Below are 18,129 nucleotides of genomic sequence, written 5' to 3'. Positions count from 1 at the left end.
GGGGCGGCCTTTTATCGTTATGTCGGATAAGCGACATAACGGAACGCTATAGAGATGGAAGATTTAGTCGCCTTCTCCTGGCCACTTCCACTCACGTATCTCCGGGCTATCAATGCCGTTCTCATGCGCATAGTTCACGCTGTCGATGATCTGATCCTTCAGCCACTCCTTCACATGCGCTGCGCTCACCTGCAGCGACGGCACGCGGTCGATGACATCGATCGCCAGATCGAAGCGGTCCACCTGGTTCAGAATTGCCAACTCCAGCGGCGTGTTGATGTTGCCCTTCTCCTTGTATCCGCGCACGTGGAAGTTGTCGTGGTTGTTCCTGCGGTACGTGAACTTATGGATCAGCGAAGCGTAGGCATGGAAGTTGAAGATGACCGGCTTGTCCTTCGTAAACAAACTGTCGAACTCACGCTCCGACAGACCATGAGGATGTTCTTCTTCCGGCATCAGGCGAAACAGATCGACCACGTTGACGAAGCGAATCTTTATCTCCGGGCAGCGCTCTCTAAGAATCGCCACAGCCGCCAGAGACTCCGCCGTAGGAATATCGCCCGCGCATGCCATCACGACATCCGGCTCCTGACCCGCATCGTTACTGGCGAAATCCCATATGCCGATGCCCTTCGTGCAATGGTTCACCGCAGCATCCATGTCCAGATACTGCAGGTGCGGCGCCTTGTCGGCGACGATGACATTCACATAGTCGACACTGCGCAGACAGTGGTCCGCCACACTCAAAAGGCAGTTCGCATCGGGCGGCAGATAGATGCGCGTAATCTCCGGACTCTTATTCGTGACCAGATCGAGGAAGCCCGGGTCCTGGTGCGTGAACCCGTTGTGGTCCTGCCGCCATACCAGTGAAGTAATCAGCAGGTTGATGGACGAGATCGGAGCGCGCCACCGCAGCTCCAGCTTGCTCTTCTCCAGCCACTTCGCATGCTGGTTGAACATCGAGTCGATGATGTGAACGAACGCCTCATAGCTGGAAAAGAAGCCGTGCCGTCCCGTGAGCACATAGCCCTCGAACCAGCCCTCGAGGGTGTGCTCGCTGAGCATCTCCATCACACGCCCGTCGGTCGAGAGGAAGCCACCGTCGGCGTCCTCGGGCTTCATCTCCGCCATCCACGTCTTGCCGCTCGCTTCGTAGATCGCGTCGAGTTTGTTGGAGGCGGTCTCGTCCGGCCCGAAGACTCGGAAACTCGTCATATTCTGGCGCATCACATCGCGCAGAAAATGTCCCAGCGTATCGGTCGACGAGACCTCAACCTGCCCAGGCTTTTCGATCTTTATCGCATACTCGCGGAAGTCTGGCAGTTCGAGCGGCTTGCGCAACTCGCCGCCATTCGCATGCGGATTGCCGCTGATACGTCGCTGCCCCACCGGAGCAGTCTCCTTGAACTCGGCGAGCAGCGTGCCGTTCTCGTCGAACAACTCCTCCGGCTTGTAGCTGCGCAGCCACGACTCCACCAGCTTCAAATGCTTAGGGTTGGTGACCGGATCGAGAATCGGCATCTGGTGAGCTCTCCACGAGCCTTCCAGCTTGTGCCCATCAATCTCCTTCGGACACGTCCAGCCCTTCGGCGTGCGCAGGATGATCATCGGCCAACGCGGCCGCTCCGGCACTGCACCAGCGCTGCGTGCCTTCTGCTGAATCGCGCGAATCTCGAGCACACACTGCTCCAGTACACCGGCCATCAGCTGATGCATCAACGCCGGATCGTCGCCTTCGACGACATGCGGCGTCCATCCATAACCACGGAAGAGGCTGTCCAACTCCTCACGCGAGATCCTCGCCAGGATCGTCGGGTTGGCAATCTTGTAGCCGTTGAGATGCAAGATCGGCAGCACTGCGCCATCGCGAACCGGGTTCAAAAACTTGTTCGAGTGCCACGATGTCGCGAGCGGCCCCGTCTCCGATTCACCATCGCCCACAACCACCGTCACGATCAGATCGGGATTGTCGAAGGCCGCGCCGAATCCATGCGAGAGGCTATACCCCAGCTCGCCGCCCTCGTGGATCGAACCCGGTGTCTCCGGCGTGCAGTGGCTTCCGATGCCGCCCGGAAATGAGAACTGCTTGAAGAACTTCTGCATGCCGACGATGTCTTCGCTCATCGCCGGATAGACCTCAGAGTACACGCCTTCGAGATAGCTGTTCGAAAGCGTCGCAGGCGCTCCATGACCAGGGCCAGAGATGTAGATCAGATCAAGGTCGTACTTCTTGATCAGCCGGTTCAGGTGCACCCAGGTGAACGTCTGCCCGGGGTCGGAACCCCAGTGCCCCAGCAGCCGGCTCTTGATGTGCTCGGGCTTCAGCGGCTCGCGCAGCAGCGGATTGTGGCGGAGGTACAGCATGCCCGCACAGAGATAGTTGCAGGCACGCCAATAGGCATCCATCCGGCGCAGCTCGTCGGCACTCAGAGGGGCGTCCGCAGTTTGAGAATGATTGGTGGAAGAGGACGGGGAGAAAGTACTGGTCATGGATACCCTCGTGCAAGAACGGGGTTACGTCACCTGAATTACTTGTTTGATCGAGCCATGCGATCCAGATGCACGGCGATCATGAGATCTTCCTGAGCGGGTACAACAAAAACCTCTGTCTTGGAGTCAGATGCACTAATTCGGCGCAGACCATTCTGTTTCTGGTCGTTTAACTCAAAATTCATTGCGATCCCCAAAGGTTGCAGCCCTTCAAGGACCTCTTTACGTGTAACCGCATCGTGCTCTCCGATGCCGCCCGCAAACACAATCGCATCCAGGCCGCCCAGCAGCCAGCAGAACCCGCCAATAGCCTTGGTTACGCTGCGCGTAAAGATCTTCAGCGCCAGAGCCGCCTGCGCATTGCCGTCCTCCGCCGCCTTCCGCACCGCCTTTACATCATTCGCCATACCACTCAGCGCAACCATCCCGGAAGCATGATTGAACATCGTCTCTACCGCCGATGTCGCCTGCGCACTGTCTCCCTTTTGCTGACGAAGCAGATACAGCACCAGACCAGGATCGAGGTCTCCAGGCCGCGTTCCCATCACCACTCCGCCCGTCGGGGTCAGCCCCATCGTCGTGTCCACGGAGCGGCCCTCCAGCAGCGCCGTCACACTGCATCCGCTGCCCAGATGCGCAATCACCATGCGCTTCGGAAGCTCGCCACCGGCAGCCCGCATCTGGCGCACAATCGACTCACAGCTCAACCCATGAAACCCGTACCTGCGAACGCCCTGATCGCGATAGGCTGCAGGCACCGGATAGGTCGTCGCCTCCTCCGGCATCGTCTGGTGAAACACCGTGTCGAAGCAGGCGTAGTGAGTGACCTTCGGAAACCGCATCATGCCTGCGCGAATCATCTCGATGACCTCAGGATCGTGCAGCGGCGCAAAGGCCACCGCCTCCTCCAGATCGCGTAGCACCTCGGTCGTAATCCGCTGGTGTTCTTTGAGCTTAGACCCCGGATGCACGATGCGATAACCGACCGCATCGACAGCAGGCAGATGGTCCCCGGAGACTGTATCCAGGACTAACTGAATCGCCTCCTGTAGCGTCTCGGCCTTCACTCCAGACGGCTTGCGGCTCAGACTCGGATCATCCGGCGCCTGAATCTCCAACGTGGCCTCCGGACTACCGGCTCCGCTCAACTCCCCGTCGTACAGCAAACGCGGATCGGCCTGACTCTCGGTATCGAACATCGAATACTTGATCGAAGAAGAACCGCTATTCAGGACGAGTATGCGCATGCCACCGCTCCACGAAGATCCACCTGACCAGACGTTACACCCACATCGTCAATCGGCGATCAAACCAGCCAGAAGCTGGTAGGTGTTTAGAGTTCGACTCGCGATCGAAGGATATCTACAAGCAGGCTAGCCATTGAGTATCTTCATCATCGCTGGTGCATAGCGCTCTCCTGCTACCGAGCCTGCGGGCAGCGCTTGCTCGATCCGTTGCATATCTTCCTCAGTCAATCGAATATCAGCAGCGTGAATGTTCTCCTCCAGGCGAGCCATGCTGCTGGTCCCAGGGATGGGTATGACGTCATGAGAGCGATTGAGAAGCCATGCCAGCGCAAGCTGCGCGGGGGTGCAGCGTTTCTCTTCCGCGAACTCACGCAGGCGATCGGCGATGGCAATGTTGGCGGCAAACTGCTCTCCTTGAAAACGCGGATTATTGCGTCGCCAGTCGTTCGGCGCAAGGTCGTCGACGCTGCGAAACCGTCCGCCAAGAAATCCACGACCCAGGGGACTATAGGCCACCAGGGCGATCCCGAGCTCACGCAACACAGGCAACAGGCCGTCTTCGGGCTCACGGCTGAATAGCGAATACTCCGTTTGAACCGCTGCAATGGGATGAACCTTGTGGGCTCGGCGCACTGTCTCAGGAGAAGCTTCGGAGAGCCCAAGGTGGCGTACCTTTCCGGCATGCACTAGCTCGGCCATCGCGCCGACCGTCTCTTCAATCGGCACGCGGGGATCGACACGATGCAGATAGTAGAGATCGATCTGCTCCACCCCAAGCCGCTGGAGTGATTCATCGCAGGCACGATGTGCGTTCTCCGGGGTTCCGTCGACGCCTCGGTTCTGAATGTCGGAACTTATAACCAGGCCAAACTTTGTTGCCAGGACGACACTATCTCGCCGGCCCTGCAAGGCCTTGCCGACTTTGATCTCTGAATCGCCATAGACGTTCGCTGTATCGAGAAAATTGACTCCCAGATCGAGTGCACGATGTATCAACTCAATCGCTTTGTCATCGTCCTGTGCACTGCTGGTGTACACATCGGCGATACCGATGCTCATGCACCCTAATCCAATCGCCGATACCTGCGGTCCATCGTGGCCGAGCCTTCTCTGTTCCATTGCAATTCTCTCCAGGGAAACTTAAAACACATCTCGTTGGATGCATTCCGGCGTGGGACGTTACAGCGATCAGATGCTGATGCACATACATCCACCCCATTGAGCGGCCATCAAACCCATTCGCGAAAAGCAGATTGATAGGCCTTGGTCCGGATATCGAAAACGCAACTTGCCACTCGATACCTCCAAGTGATATCCCCATCTACGGCATGATGGCTCCGTTCCACGCTTAGCTCTAGGGGAGCCCAAGCCGCCGTTGTCATAAACAAGCAGTCAGGAAGTTGCATGTCGAAGATCAGCGAAGTACTGGCCCACGAAAAAGCAGCCGTAACCGGCTCCTCCGTTGGCCCCATCAAGAGCGGAGTGCAATCCCTCCCGCCGCGCAAAATCCGCATCCTTGGCGTCCCCCTCGATCTCGGCGCATCCCGCCGCGGCGTAGACATGGGCCCCTCAGCCGTCCGTGTAGCAGGTCTCGAAGCCCACCTGGAAGCCCTCGGCCACGACGTCACCGATGGCGGCAACATCACTGTGGCGATTGCGGAGACCAAGCACCGTGGCGAAGAGAACGCCCGCTACCTCAAAGAGATCGCCGAAACCTGCACCAAGGTGGCACAAGAGGTCAGCAAGACACTCGAAGGCGGCATGACTCCCGTTATCCTCGGCGGCGACCACTCTGTTGCCGCAGGCAGCGTCTCCGGCGTGGCCGAGTACTACCGCAGCCAGCAGCAAAAAATCGGTCTGATCTGGATCGACGCCCACTCCGACCTGAACACGCCTGAGACCTCGCCCAGTGGCAACGTTCACGGCATGCCACTCGCGGCGCTGCTCGGCCTTGAGCCGAAATCCCTCGCCGACATCTGCGGCTTCTCGCCTAAGGTCCTGCCGGAAAACACCGTCCTCATCGGGGTACGCGACATCGATGCCACGGAAAAAGAGAACATCAAGCGCGTCGGCCTGACCGAGGTCTACACCATGCGTGACATCGACGAACGCGGCATGCGCGCAGTCATGGAAGACGCCTTGCGCGCTGCCGGACGCGGGACCGCAGGCTATCAGGTCTCGCTCGACATGGACTGGATCGACCCCGAAAACGCTCCCGGCGTCGGCACCCCCGTGCGCGGCGGAGCTACCTACCGCGAAGCCCACCTCGCCATGGAAATCATCGCCGACCACGGCGGCATGCTGAGTCTCGAAGTAGTTGAAGTCAACCCCGTCCTCGACGAACGCAACCGCACTGCCGATTTGGCCGTTGAACTAATCTCTTCTGCCTTTGGAAAGAAGATTTTGTAAATGCAGTCAGCGTCACAAGATCAGAATGAAGGCCGAGCCGTGCAAACAATTCGTTTTGGGTACAGGCATTTGTAACCTTCGCTGCGTTTGCAATGCGAACGGCCTAATGCCGATTAGGTTTGTACCGTTTGTTGTTGTATTTTGCATCGCAAGGATGAGCTGGTAATCCGGCCGCTTGTAATGGAAGCTGTAAGCCATCACAAGTATCCGAGTACCAGTTCCCGCCGCTATCAGAGTATGCAATTCTTGTGAAGGTATAGATCGTCAATGTAGATGCTTGCATTTGTGTTATCTCCGATTCGCTGAGGAGCACAGACTGGAAAGTAACGAATTTCTCCGAGTTGATAGGTACCTCGCCAACGCTAGTATTTACAGAGCCGGTCGTCCAATCTTTTTCAAACTGAAAATATAGCTGTTCCTGTGTAGCAATATCATCTGGCTTTCCCGTGTACATCTTGGAATAGATACGGGCTTTCTTAGCCAATTCGCTTCCTGTGTTGGTAAAAGAGACGTTGTATAAAAAGCTGGCGCCGGGCCGAATGACAGCGTTGCCCCAATCATTATGAGTTGCTCCAAATAGAGCATGGGGAGCGGTTTGATTGAGTGTGGTATCGGTTGTTGAAAGAACCTTTTTTAGACCTTCGATAGCTGAGGAAAGCCCAGCGGCTGTTGATTGGAAATCTTGGTTCTGCTGTTGTCGTATACCCTGGAAGCCCAAATTCTGCTCCGCCTCTGCTTCTAGCTGATGGCGTAACTGCTCCCTGCGGTCAACAGTGATAGCGTGTATCTCCGCATACAGAAGCAAGAACACGAGTGCCATATAGATAAACTTCTCCCATGAAGATAGCGGACGGATGCTCATGATGGCCGCCACTACCGCAAGCACCGTAACGGCTACTCCGGGCACAGGGGAATGAAGAATGAAGAACACGGCGATACCGCAGCCAACCATGACAAAGGCCAAGCTCGTGACGCGGTGTTCCCAAATTTTCTTGAACCATGTCTCCATGCCCCTAATCCTCCCACCGAGCAAAGGGAAAGTCGATGAATTTCTGTATTACATGGTTTGGGATCACTTGGAGAAGTTGGAGTGGCAAATTCGAACACTACCAAATAGCGAGCTAGGTACCTTCGATACGGAATTTGTGGCGGTGTTGAAACTCTGCCCTTCCGGTACATGGCTCAACAAATTATTTACCTGTTCGATCTGACTCTGCGAACAACTGCGGATTGGACTGAGGCAGCCATTTGCCCGGATCCTCCCAGAGACGTAATCTAAATAAAGGCAATGCGCGCTCTTCGCCAACTCGGTGTACTGCTCCTGCTGCTGATGTCATGCCTGGCTCCGGCCATGGCCTGCATGGTTCCCGATGCCCAGATGAGCGCGCAAGAGCGTGACTGCTGCCGCATCATGAAGGACCAGTGCGGACAGATGGAGATGCCTGCATCTCATGGCTGCTGCCAGAAAACTCTGCCGAGCGTCCGCGATAGCGCGTTGGACACCAAGGCAGTGACGTTCCACTCCGTCATGCTTCCCGTCGTCTGGCTGGCCGCCGTAGAGCTGGTAAAGCCTGCCTCCGTTACCATCGAATGGCTTGAGCATCCCGACTACTCGCCACCAAAGCCTCCGCCCGCAACCATCTCCATCCTAAGAATCTAGACATCTCCTCTCTCGCACTTCGTTCGAGCTGCGTACACGCACGCTCGCGTCCGAACTGTTATCGAGTCAGGAGAATTCCCTATGAAGGTGGCCTTGTATTGGACCGCCGCATGGGTGTTGGCAACCAGCCTCCGCGCATCCGCGCAGGATATGTCGGCCATGCCAACACCGCTTGCCCAATTGATCGCCGAAGCCGAGGCGAACAACACCCAGATCTCCGCCGCAGACCATTCCTGGAAAGCGGCGACCCACGTTGCCCAACAAGTCACCACACTGCCCGACCCGCAGTTCACGGTGCAGCAGTTCAGCGTAGGCAGCCCGAAACCCTTTGCAGGGTTCAGCAACAGCGATTTCGCCTACATCGGGCTGGGCGCCTCTCAGGACCTTCCCTACCCCGGTAAACTCCGCCTCAAAGGCGAGGTGGCAAACCGGGAGGCCGATACGCAACACGCGCAGGCAGATGTTCTGCGTTCCTCGATTGCAGAGCAGATAAAGCTCGTCTATCTGCGACTGGCCTACCTCGACGCGACGCTTGCCATCCTGCACCAGAATGATGCCGTTCTGCAGCCGCTCATCCAAAACGGCCTCTCTCGCTACAGCGTCGGACAAGGAAGCCAGGCCGATGTGCTCAAGGCTCAGATCGAGCACACCAAGATTCTGCGCGAAGTCACCATGCACCATCAGGAGATGGGCCAGCTTCAGGCTGACCTCAAGCAGTTATTGCATCGTTCGCAAGACTCCGAGGACATCCTGCCGGAGCAGCTTGCCGCTTCACCGTTGCGCTACACCGCTGAGGAGCTGCAAGCGCTGGTCCAGAGCCACAACCCCGCAGTTCATAGGGATGCAAACGCGGTTCAAAAACAGGATGCGCAACTAAAGTCCGCAAAGCGCGATGGCAAGCCGGATTTCAACGTCGGCTATACGTTCGAGCAAACCGGCAGTGGCTATCGGGACTACTACATGCTGAGCCTCAACATGCGGCTGCCCCGGCGTAAACGAGTCGAAGGCGAGATCGCAGAGGCAACGGAACGGCTGAGTCAGTCGAAGCAGGAACTCGACTCTCAAACTCAGCAGCAACTTGCCGAAGTCCAGAAAGAGTACATCGCTGTCACCAGCACAGAAGACCTGCTGAAGGAGTACCAGGAAGGCTTGATTCCCCAGGCCAACGCCGCCTTCCATTCGGAAGAAGCGGCCTACCAATCGAACAAGCAGCAGTTCGCTCCCGTTCTCTCTTCGCTGCTGGACGTGCTGTCGTTTGAGCATGACTACCAGCAAGCGCTCTTCGATCACGAGACAGCTTTAGCACACCTCGAAACTCTGACAGGAGCGACACTCCGATGAACAAGTACATCCTGCGCACCTCTCTCTTCTGGCTCTTGATTCTCGCCGTGGTCATTGGCGTCGTTGCCTATCGCTCCCATCAGCCTCAGCAACCCGCCGCCTACTCCGACGGCGTTCAACCCATCGCATCCGGGCCATCGCCGCAGCCCACAACGTCACACATGGACAGCAGCGCGGCGATGCCTTCGCAAAAGATGGAAGCCCCACTGGCACCCGTGCAACTCAGTGCCGAACAGATGCAAAGCATCGGTGTAAAGACCGGCACCGCCGAGTACAAACAACTCAGCGATGACATCCGTGCAACCGGCACCGTCGATATCGACGAGCGGCTTCTCTCCTATGTGCAGGTGCGTTTCCCGGGATACATCCGCAAGGTCTTTGCCGATGCCACCTATCAGTATGTGAGAAAAGGCGAGCCGCTCTTCACCGTCTACAGCCCCGATCTCGTCGCTACCCAACAGGAGTACCTGCTGGCCCGCCAGAACCAGAAAGCCCTGAGCTCCAGCAGCGTTGATGGCGTTGCTTCTGGAGCAACTTCTCTTTCGTCTGCGGCGGAACAACGGTTGCAGCAATGGGACATCCCCGCAAGCGAAATCGCCAAACTGAAAGAGACCGGCAAAGCCTTTCAGGACCTGACGATCAACTCGCCCGTGTCGGGATACATCACGGAACGGAATGCGCTTCCCAACATGTACGCCGAACCGGCAACACGCTTGTACACCGTAGCCGATCTATCGCGCGTCTGGGTAAACGCACAGGTATTTCAAAACGATATTGGCAGGTTGAAGCCTGGAGATACTGCCGCGATCACGGTAGACGCTTACCCTGACCGAACCTTTTCAGGACGCATCGAAGACATTCTTCCCCAGGTAGACATGACGACCCGCACCGTAAAGGTGCGGCTTGCGATCAGCAATCCCGGCATCAAGCTCAAGCCCGGCATGTTTGTGAATGTGGATCTGAAATCAGCCATGGGGCGGCAACTTGTCGTACCCTCGTCCGCCGTCTTTCAGACAGGCATACGTCAGATCGTCTTCATCGACCATGGCAATGGAAGTCTGGAGCCGAAGGATGTGGTTCTCGGTCCGCATGTTGGAGATGACGTTGTCGTGCTCAAAGGGTTGGAAGCGCATCAGCAGATTGTCACCTCGGCCAACTTCCTGCTCGATTCAGAGAGCCAGCTCCAGGCTGCTGCGGGCTCCTACACTCCACCGCCATCGAGCACAGGCAATACAGCGCAGCAGGCTTCGGCGGTGAACATCGACTTCACCACCGATCCCAATTCACCGCACAAAGGGTCCAATACCTTCCGCGTAAAACTCACAGGTGCCAATGGCAGTCCCGTCACTGGAGCGGACGTCAGCGTGATCTTCTTCATGCCTTCGATGCCGGCAATGGGTATGGCAGCGATCAACACGACGACGAAGCTCTTGCAAAAAAGTGCAGGCCTGTATGAAGGCCAAGGCAATCTCGACTCCGGTGGAACATGGCAGGCAACCATCACCGTGCAACAGAATGGGCAAACCATCGCCACCAAACAACTGCACGTGAACGCCGAAGGAGGGATGTAACATGCTCTCCAAAATTATCGATCTCTGCGCTCGCAATCGCTTTCTCGTCTTTACCTGCATCCTGTTTCTCACGCTCGCGGGCATCTGGTCGCTGAGACACGTTCCTCTCGATGCCCTGCCCGACATCTCGGATGTGCAGGTCATCGTTCATACAAGCTGGGCAGGCGAGCCACCCGATGTCATCGAAGACCAGGTGACCTACCCGATTGTGACCAGCCTGCTGGCTGCGCCTCACGTCAAAGCCGTGCGCGCACAGACCATGTTCGGAGACTCCTACGTCTATGTCGTCTTTGAAGATCGCACCGACTTGTACTGGGCGCGTTCTCGTGTCGTTGAATATCTTCAGCAGATAAGCGGACGGTTGCCTGCGGATGTCCATCCAGCCATCGGCCCTGATGCAACCGGCGCGGGCTGGGTCTTCGAGTATGCCATTGTGGACAAGAGCGGAACTCATAGCCTTGCCGACCTGCGCAGTTTGCAGGACTGGCATCTGCGCTACGCCCTGGAGACCGTGCCCGGCGTCTCTGAGGTAGCAAGCATCGGCGGCTACGTGCGGCAGTATCAGGTCCGTCTCGATCCGAATAAGCTGCTGGCCTACAACATCCCACTTTCAACCGTGATCGACCGCGTGAAGGCCAGCACCAGTGAAGTAGGCGGCAGGTCACTGGACCTGAGCGGAGCGCAGTACATGATTCGCGGTCTGGGTTATCTGCGTTCACTGAACGATCTTGAAACAGTAGCAGTCGGCAGCAAGAACGGCACGCCGGTATTGCTGCGTGATCTTGGCAGCGTTGCCTTCGGCCCTGATATTCGAGAGGGTGTCGCGGAGTGGAACGGTGAAGGCGAAACCGTCGGCGGCATTGTGGTCATGCGTCAGGGCATGAATGCGCTAAACGTGATCGAAGGCGTAAAGCAGAAGCTCCGCGAGATAGCTCCCTCGCTACCTCCCGGCGTCCAGATTGTCTCCGGCTACGATCGCTCCGGCTTGATTCAGGATTCGATTGCCACACTCCAGCGTGACCTTCTGGAAGAGGCCATCATCGTGAGCCTGGTCATCATCGTCTTCCTCTTTCACTTCCGCTCGGCGCTGATCGCGATTGTTGCCTTGCCGATTGCTGTCCTGGTCTCCTTCATCCCGATCTACTTCCTGGGGGTCAGTGCCAACATCATGTCTCTCGGAGGTCTGGCACTCGCTATCGGAGTGCTGGTCGATGCGGCGATTGTCATGGTCGAGAACGGCTACCGCCATCTATCAGAGCGGCAGCAGGCCAGCGAAACACCCATCTCCGAACCAGAGCGCCGCGAGATTCTCATCACCGCGGCGAAGCAGGTCGGTCCGGCGCTCTTCTTCTCACTGCTCATCATCGTGGTCTCATTCCTTCCCGTCTTCCTGCTCGAAGCCCAGGAGGGGCGCATGTTCCGCCCTCTTGCCTGGACGAAGACGCTGGCCGTAGGCTCCTCTTCCATCCTTGCCATCACTCTGGTTCCAGTGTTGATGGTGATGTTGATTCGCGGACGTCTCCGGCCCGAGAACGCCAACCCCATCTCCCGCATTACCCAGGCCCTCTATCTGCCCATACTCCGCTTCTGCTTGAAGTACAGGAAGCTGACTATCGGCCTCAACCTCATCTTTCTGGTGGCGACATTACCGGTCGCGTTCAAGCTGGGCAGCCAGTTCATGCCTCCGCTCTTTGAAGGCTCTGCGCTCTACATGCCTACATCTCTTCCCGGCATCGCTATCGAGCAGGCGAAATCACTGCTGCAAAAACAAGACGCAATCCTGCGCTCCTTTCCGGAGGTCGTCAGCGTCTTCGGCGCGGTTGGACGTTCGGACAGCGCGACGGACAACGCGCCGCTCGATATGTACGACACCACCATCATGCTCAAGCCTCGCGAGCAGTGGCGGCCCGGCATGACCTACGAGAAGCTGATCCAGGAGATGGACGCGAAGGTGCAGTTTCCCGGCCTCGCGAATACGTGGACAAGTCCCGTTGAGAACCGGCTGGACATGGAGCTGACGGGCATCAAGACGCCGCTTGGCCTCAAGGTTCAGGGGCCAACCGTAGACGGCATCGAACAACTCGCCTCCCAGATGCAAAGCGTCTTGTCGACGATGCCGCAGGTGCGGTCGATCTTTGCAGAGCGCATCTCGCAAGGCTTCTATGTCAACGTGGAGGCGAACCGCGAAGAGGCTGCACGCTACGGTCTCAGCGTTGCCGATATTCAGACCGCCGTATCCTCCGGCATCGGAGGACAAAACATCGCGGAGAATATCGAAGGACGCGAGCGCTATCCCATCAACGTTCGTTACTCGCAGGACTTTCGGGACAGCGTAGATCGCATGCGCAGTGTGTTGATTGCGACCCCTTCGGGTGCGCAGGTTCCACTCGGACAGGTAGCACGCATCTCGTTCTCCCACGGTCCGGCCATGATTCGTGACGAGGATGGCCAGCTTACTGGATACGTCTACATCGACCTCAAAGACACCAACTACGGTGGCTTCGTCGAGTCTGCCACGCAAAAACTGCACAGCCAGATCTCACTGCCGGCGAACTATGGTTTCAAGTGGTCGGGAGAATACGAGTTCGAACTGCGTGCGAAACAACGGCTCAAGCTCATCCTGCCCATCGTCTTCTTCCTGATCTTCCTTCTGCTCTACATGGTCTTCCATTCGGTCGCTGAAGCCGTGGTGCTGATTGTCCCTACGATCTACGCCATGACCGGCGGTCTGCTGTTGCAGTGGCTACTCGGCTACAACTTCAGCGTAGCGGTATGGGTCGGGTACATCGCGCTGTTCGGCATCGCGGTTGAAACAGGTGTCGTCATGGTGGTCTACCTCCACGAAGCCCTGGAACACCGCCTGCAACAAGGCACAGCTCTTACGAACGCCGATATAGAAGCTGCGGCTGTAGAAGGAGCCGTCCACCGGCTGCGCCCAAAACTGATGACCGTCACTGCGGTCCTAGCCAGCCTCGTTCCCATCCTTTGGGAGTCCGGCATCGGCTCTGACGTGATGAAGCCCATCGCCGCCCCCATCGTAGGCGGCATGATTACTTCCACCATCCACGTCCTGATTCTTGTACCTGTCTTCTTCGTCATGATGAAGGAACGAGCCTTGCGCAAAGGACATCTACACGCCACAAACCAAACCAAAGATCAACCCTCAAGGCAGGAAGACCACCATGAGCGATAATCGCACGATCTTCGAATTCACTTTCGCCTACGTCAAAAAGAACGTTTTACGGCATAGTCCAACAGCTCCCCCCAAAGGGCGCTACAGATACACTTTGGTCAATCTGTTTTCAGGACGTGCTATGCGCCGAATCTTCTTCGCTCCGCTTCTATGCCTTCTCGCCTTGTTCGCCCTTCCGCAGATGCAAGCGCAAGCGCCCCACCTCCTGCGCGCTCCTTCGATCTCCGATACGCAGATCGCCTTTCGCTATGCCGACGACATCTGGCTGGTATCTCGCGACGGCGGCGCCGCACAACGGCTGACATCGACTTCTAACGTCACCGACGGCCCATTCTTTTCGCCCGACGGCCGCACCATTGCCTACTCAGCCCGCGCTGCGGGCAACGTGGACATCTACACCATATCGGCGACCGGCGGTGCACCGAAGCGCATCACCTATCGTCCCGGCGGCAACTACGTTACGGGCTGGACTCCCGATGGGCACGATCTGTTGATGCAGAGCATGCAAAACGCCGTCCGCACCTACTTCCAGCTCTATCGCGTTCACGCTGACGGAAGCGGCCTGCCCGAACGTCTGCCACTGCCCTCCGCCTGGTACGGCACATTCTCACCAGACGGCTCGCACCTTGCCTACAATCCGTGGCTGCAGTGGCAGGAAGAATCATGGAAGCGCTATCGCGGCGGTCAGACGCAGCCTGTATGGATCATCGACCTGAAGTCGCTGGACCGGGTCAAGATTCCGCGCGAGAACTCCAACGATCGCTATCCTCTGTGGCTCGGTGACGCAATCTACTTTCTCTCCGATCGCAATGGCCCCACTACGCTCTTCCGCTACGACGTAAAGAGCAAAGAAGTGAAACAACTGATCGAAAACCACGGCTTCGAACTCGACACCCTGGGTGGCCGCAGCAACACACTCGTCTATGAGCAGTTCGGCACCATCCATCTTTACGACCTTGCCGCCGGAGCAGATCATCTCGTCAACATATCGCTCGACGGTGACCTTCCCGCACTCGCACCGCACCTCGCAAAGATCAGCGGCGACGAGATCCAGAATGTAGACATCTCACCCACGGGCGTACGCGCGTTGTTTGAGGCTCATGGCGATATCTTCACCGTGCCCGCCGAGAAGGGCGATGTGCGCAATCTCACCAATAGCTCAGGCTCTGCCGAGCGCGAGCCCGCGTGGTCCGCGGACGGCAAGCACATTGCGTATTTTTCCGACGCCACTGGCGAGTACAAACTCTATCTACGCGATCAGGACGGCCTCACCCCGCCGAAGGTCGTCGATCTCGGCCCAGACCCCACGTATTACTACGCGCCGAAGTGGTCACCTGACTCCAAACGCATCGTCTTCTCGGATAAGCGGCTGAACCTCTGGTACGTCAACGTCGACCCTGCGCTGGGTGCGGCTGTACCAATCAAAGTCGACAGTGACTTGCGCGAGGGCTTTGGCCCCTCCGGCTTTAGTGCGAGCTTCTCTCCCGACAGCCAGTGGATTCTTTACGCGCGCTCTCTGCCCAGCCTGGAGAATGCAGCATTTCTGTACTCCATTGCTACCGGCAAGACCACGCAGATTACCGACGGCATGAGCAACGTCACCAATCCGGTCTTCGATAGGAACGGGAAGTACCTCTACTTCACCGCAAGCACCGACATCGGCCCGGCTATCGACGGCTTCGGCCTTGGCAGTCTCAATCGCACCACGACCGCAAGCGTCTATATCGCGGTGCTGTCGAAGGACGAAAAATCGCCCATCCCACCGGAGAGCGACGACGAAAAGAGCAAGGCCGACGACGACAAAAAACCGGCCCCGGACGACGCCAACAAATCCGATGAAAAGAAAGATGCGGCAAAGAACGACGACAAGAAAGACGATAAGGACAAGAAGGACAAGCCGACGCCGCCAACCAGGATCGACCTCGACGGCATTCAGCAGCGCATCCTTGCGTTGCCGATACCGGCTCGCAACTACGTCACACTCGTCACTGGCAAAGAAGGCGTTATCCTTCTCGGCGAAGGCAGCGCGGCGGCGAATCCTTCCGCTGGATCCGGCATGTTGCGTTCGGTATGGCGCTTTACGCTGGAGACCCGCAAGACGGAAGATGTGCTGCATAACTCGGCGGCCATCCTGACCTCCTTCGACGGCGAGAAGATCCTCTACAAGAAGGGTCCCGGCTGGTTCATTGCGAAACTGAGCGACCTGAACCCCGGCGCGGCGGATGGGACGCCAGGCAAGGGCCTCAATCTCGGCGGTATGGTCGCAAAGATCGACCCGCGCGCAGAGTGGCGCCAGATGTATGCGGAGACCTGGCGGATCGAACGAGAGTTCTTCTACGATCCCAATCTTCATGGCCTCAACCTGAAAAAGATCAGCGACAAGTACGCGCCGTACCTCGACGGCCTGAGTTGCCGCAGCGATCTCACCTATCTGCAGAAAGAGATGCTCGGCGAGATCACTGTGGGACATATGTTCATCGGCGGCCCGCACACCGATGACGACACACCAAAATCCGGCTTGCTTGGCGCGGACTATGCCATCGAGCACGACCGCTACAAGATCGCGTACATCGTCAACGGCGGCAACTGGAACCCCAAGATGTATTCGCCACTTACCCAACCGGGCGTCAACGTGCACGAGGGCGACTATCTGCTCGCCGTCAACGGCACCCCCCTGCATGCAACGGACAACCTGTATGCCGCCTTTGAAGGCCTGGCCGGCAAGCAGACCAGCCTCACAGTCGGGTCTAATCCTGACGGCACTGGCTCCCGAGACGTACTGGTTGTGCCGGTTGCCAGTGAGACCGAGATGCGTTTCCACGCCTGGGTCGAAGGCAATATCCGCCGCACCAGTGAGTTGTCGAACGGGCAGATAGCCTATGTCTATCTGCCCAACACAGCCGGCGCGGGTTTCGACAGCTTCAATCGGTACTTCTTTGCGCAAACCGACAAGAAAGCGGTGATCGTCGACGAGCGCTACAACCAGGGCGGCGATATCGCCGACTATGTGATCGACGTGCTGAAGCGCACGCCGATGCTCAACTATGAGTCTCGGCAGGGACTGCGCACGACCGAGCCAACCGGCGCGATCTTCGGACCGAAGGCGATGCTAATCAACCAGAATGCAGGCTCCGGCGGCGACGCGATGCCCTGGCTCTTCCGCCAGGCCAAGCTCGGCCCGCTGGTAGGCACACGCACATGGGGTGGACTGGTAGGCATCGGAGGCTATCCAACGCTTCTGGATGGCGGCAGTGTCACAGCGCCGCGCACCGCGCTTTACGGGCTGCACGGGGAGTTCGAGATCGAAAATCACGGCGTCGCCCCCGACGTGGAGGTCGAAGACGATCCGAAGGAAGTGGCTGCCGGCCACGATCCGCAACTGGAGAAGGCAGTCTCCCTTCTTCTCGAGGAGTTGAAGCAGAATCCCCCACCGCAGTTTGCGGTTCCACCGTACCCCAACTACCACCAGAATGACGGTTTGGGCGGCAAATAGAAACGACACGGAGGCGCATATGCGCCTCCGTGTCGTTTCTGCGGTTTCCATGCGCTTGCGCACCTGCTATACTCGCGAGTGCTTAGGTTCCGGCGAAATCAGCTGAGAGCAAAACATTCCCCAAAAAAATCATGGCCGTCCAGAGGACGCGCCGTGGAGGCATCCTATCCCACCGCTCGACAAACGCTCCGCTAAGTCCTTTATCCGCACCAACGAACGTATCCGTGCACGCGAAGTCCGCGTGATCGACGAAAACGGCGAACAGCTTGGCGTCATGGCTCCCTTTGAAGCCCTGAAGATGGCTCGCGAGAAGTCCCTCGATCTCGTCGAGATTTCGCCGAACGCCGTCCCCCCCGTCTGCAAGATCCAGGACTACGGCAAGTACCTCTACGAGAAAGACAAGAGTGACCGCGCCGCACGTAAGAAGCAGAAGGTCATCGTCATCAAGGAAGTCAAGTTCTCAGTCACCGTCGACGAGCACGACTACCAGACCAAGAAGAACCAGGCTGTGCGCTTTCTAGGCGATGGCGACAAGGTGAAGGCCAGCCTGCGCTTCAAGGGCCGCCAGATGGCGCATCGTGATCTCGGCTACAAGATCATCAATCGCCTCATCATGGACATCGGCGAAGCTGGCACAGTGGAGTTCATGCCGCGCATGGAAGGCACCACGCTGCACGCCATCCTCGCTCCCAGCAAGAAGGCTGAAGTCCAAGCCCCCGCGCCCC

General features: G+C 57.8%; 10 protein-coding genes and 1 pseudogene. 7 read left to right on the top strand and 4 right to left on the bottom strand.

Annotated elements, in window-relative coordinates:
• Positions 1 to 63 precede the first annotated feature (63 nt).
• The 3 genes from GSQ91_RS10300 to GSQ91_RS10290 all read right to left on the bottom strand — a co-directional run bounded on the left by GSQ91_RS10300 (position 64) and on the right by GSQ91_RS10290 (position 4,856).
• Positions 64 to 2,490, bottom strand: coding sequence for a phosphoketolase (locus tag GSQ91_RS10300; RefSeq protein WP_158821473.1), 2,427 nt, complete (start codon positions 2,488 to 2,490; stop codon positions 64 to 66).
• 38 nt (positions 2,491 to 2,528) lie between these two features.
• Complete coding sequence (locus GSQ91_RS10295) at positions 2,529 to 3,737, bottom strand: acetate/propionate family kinase (RefSeq protein WP_158821472.1); 1,209 nt, start codon at positions 3,735 to 3,737, stop codon at positions 2,529 to 2,531.
• A gap of 126 nt (positions 3,738 to 3,863) precedes the next feature.
• Positions 3,864 to 4,856: an aldo/keto reductase gene (locus GSQ91_RS10290; RefSeq protein ID WP_158821471.1), complete on the bottom strand. Its 993-nt coding sequence runs from the start codon at positions 4,854 to 4,856 to the stop codon at positions 3,864 to 3,866.
• 285 nt (positions 4,857 to 5,141) lie between these two features.
• Between GSQ91_RS10290 and rocF the strand changes: the two genes are divergently transcribed.
• Positions 5,142 to 6,146, top strand: a complete 1,005-nt coding sequence (gene rocF / locus GSQ91_RS10285; RefSeq protein ID WP_158821470.1) for an arginase — start codon at positions 5,142 to 5,144, stop codon at positions 6,144 to 6,146.
• Positions 6,147 to 6,249: 103 nt separating this feature from the next.
• Here rocF and GSQ91_RS10280 read toward each other — a convergent pair whose 3' ends face one another.
• On the bottom strand, positions 6,250 to 7,155 hold the full coding sequence (locus GSQ91_RS10280; protein ID WP_158821469.1) for a hypothetical protein: 906 nt from the start codon (positions 7,153 to 7,155) through the stop codon (positions 6,250 to 6,252).
• A gap of 279 nt (positions 7,156 to 7,434) precedes the next feature.
• On the opposite strand from GSQ91_RS10280, the gene GSQ91_RS10275 reads away from it, so the two are divergent.
• The 6 genes and pseudogenes from GSQ91_RS10275 to infC form a co-directional block, all read left to right on the top strand.
• Positions 7,435 to 7,806 carry a hypothetical protein gene (locus tag GSQ91_RS10275; RefSeq protein ID WP_158821468.1) on the top strand — a complete coding sequence of 124 codons (372 nt, stop codon included), beginning with the start codon at positions 7,435 to 7,437 and terminating at the stop codon, positions 7,804 to 7,806.
• 81 nt (positions 7,807 to 7,887) lie between these two features.
• Positions 7,888 to 9,147, top strand: coding sequence for a TolC family protein (locus tag GSQ91_RS10270; RefSeq protein ID WP_158821467.1), 1,260 nt, complete (start codon positions 7,888 to 7,890; stop codon positions 9,145 to 9,147).
• Positions 9,144 to 10,718, top strand: coding sequence for an efflux RND transporter periplasmic adaptor subunit (locus GSQ91_RS10265; RefSeq protein ID WP_158821466.1), 1,575 nt, complete (start codon positions 9,144 to 9,146; stop codon positions 10,716 to 10,718). Before GSQ91_RS10270 ends, GSQ91_RS10265 begins: the two co-directional genes overlap by 4 nt.
• Position 10,719: 1 nt before the next feature.
• Positions 10,720 to 13,911: an efflux RND transporter permease subunit gene (locus GSQ91_RS10260; protein WP_158821465.1), complete on the top strand. Its 3,192-nt coding sequence runs from the start codon at positions 10,720 to 10,722 to the stop codon at positions 13,909 to 13,911.
• On the top strand, positions 13,901 to 17,404 hold the full coding sequence (locus GSQ91_RS10255) for a S41 family peptidase (protein WP_254064489.1): 3,504 nt from the start codon (positions 13,901 to 13,903) through the stop codon (positions 17,402 to 17,404). The genes GSQ91_RS10260 and GSQ91_RS10255 overlap by 11 nt, the downstream gene beginning before the upstream one ends.
• Before the next feature lie 166 nt (positions 17,405 to 17,570).
• A pseudogene (gene infC / locus GSQ91_RS10250) lies at positions 17,571 to 18,104 on the top strand (translation initiation factor IF-3); the annotation flags it as partial.
• Positions 18,105 to 18,129: the final 25 nt, after the last annotated feature.

Source organism: Granulicella sp. S156, assembly GCF_009766105.1.
Classification (GTDB): Bacteria; Acidobacteriota; Terriglobia; order Terriglobales; family Acidobacteriaceae; genus Granulicella.
The sequence above is the reverse complement of the archived record's forward strand: the minus strand, read 5'-3'. Positions and strand labels throughout refer to the sequence as shown.

Bases quoted from the DNA above. Each gene is read 5' to 3' on its own strand.
- GSQ91_RS10300 (WP_158821473.1), bottom strand. From the start codon at position 2,490: ATGACCAGTACTTTCTCCCCGTCCTCTTCCACCAATCATTCTCAAACT.
- GSQ91_RS10295 (WP_158821472.1), bottom strand. From the start codon at position 3,737: ATGCGCATACTCGTCCTGAATAGCGGTTCTTCTTCGATCAAGTATTCG.
- GSQ91_RS10290 (WP_158821471.1), bottom strand. From the start codon at position 4,856: ATGGAACAGAGAAGGCTCGGCCACGATGGACCGCAGGTATCGGCGATT.
- rocF (WP_158821470.1), top strand. From the start codon at position 5,142: ATGTCGAAGATCAGCGAAGTACTGGCCCACGAAAAAGCAGCCGTAACC.
- GSQ91_RS10280 (WP_158821469.1), bottom strand. From the start codon at position 7,155: ATGGAGACATGGTTCAAGAAAATTTGGGAACACCGCGTCACGAGCTTG.
- GSQ91_RS10275 (WP_158821468.1), top strand. From the start codon at position 7,435: ATGCGCGCTCTTCGCCAACTCGGTGTACTGCTCCTGCTGCTGATGTCA.
- GSQ91_RS10270 (WP_158821467.1), top strand. From the start codon at position 7,888: ATGAAGGTGGCCTTGTATTGGACCGCCGCATGGGTGTTGGCAACCAGC.
- GSQ91_RS10265 (WP_158821466.1), top strand. From the start codon at position 9,144: ATGAACAAGTACATCCTGCGCACCTCTCTCTTCTGGCTCTTGATTCTC.
- GSQ91_RS10260 (WP_158821465.1), top strand. From the start codon at position 10,720: ATGCTCTCCAAAATTATCGATCTCTGCGCTCGCAATCGCTTTCTCGTC.
- GSQ91_RS10255 (WP_254064489.1), top strand. From the start codon at position 13,901: ATGAGCGATAATCGCACGATCTTCGAATTCACTTTCGCCTACGTCAAA.